At 66.9% G+C, this 872-nt stretch carries 1 protein-coding gene; it reads left to right on the top strand.

Annotated features, from left to right (window positions below):
- A partial coding sequence (tuf, locus tag GI374_RS18765) for an elongation factor Tu (RefSeq protein WP_154338501.1) occupies positions 1 to 872 on the top strand: 872 nt, incomplete at both ends.

Below are 872 nucleotides of genomic sequence, written 5' to 3'. Positions count from 1 at the left end.
ATGGCGAAAGCAAAGTTCGAACGCACGAAGCCGCATGTGAACATCGGCACGATCGGTCACGTTGACCACGGCAAGACGACGCTGACGGCGGCGATCACGAAGTATTTCGGCGACTTCAAGGGCTACGACCAGATCGACAACGCCCCCGAGGAGAAGGCGCGCGGCATCACCATCTCGACCACGCATGTGGAATACGAGACCCCGACCCGGCACTACGCCCATGTCGACTGCCCCGGCCACGCCGACTACGTCAAGAACATGATCACCGGCGCGGCGCAGATGGACGGCGCGATCCTCGTGGTGAACGCCGCCGACGGCCCGATGCCGCAGACCCGCGAGCACATCCTGCTCGGCCGCCAGGTCGGCATCCCGTTCATGGTGGTCTACCTCAACAAGGTCGACCAGGTGGATGACGAGGAGCTGCTGGAGCTGGTCGAGATGGAGGTGCGCGAGCTGCTGTCCTCCTACGAATATCCCGGCGACGACATCCCGATCGTCAAGGGCTCGGCGCTGGCCGCGCTCGAGGGCCGCGACAAGGAGATCGGCGAGGACTCGATCCGCGCGCTGATGGCCGCGGTGGACGAATACATCCCGACGCCCGAGCGGGCCGTGGACCTGCCGTTCCTGATGCCGATCGAGGACGTGTTCTCGATCTCGGGCCGCGGCACCGTGGTCACCGGCCGGGTCGAGCGCGGCGCGGTGAACGTGGGTGACGAGCTCGAGATCGTGGGCATCCGCCCGACGAAGAAGACGATCTGCACCGGCGTCGAGATGTTCCGCAAGCTGCTCGACCGCGGCGAGGCCGGCGACAACATCGGCGCGCTGCTGCGCGGCATCGACCGCGACGGCGTCGAGCGCGGGCAGGTGCTGGC

The sequence above is a fragment of the Paracoccus sp. S-4012 genome (assembly GCF_009674885.1).
Classification (GTDB): domain Bacteria; phylum Pseudomonadota; class Alphaproteobacteria; order Rhodobacterales; family Rhodobacteraceae; genus Paracoccus.
Note: the sequence above shows the minus strand (reverse complement) of the source record. Positions and strands in the feature narration are given on the sequence as shown.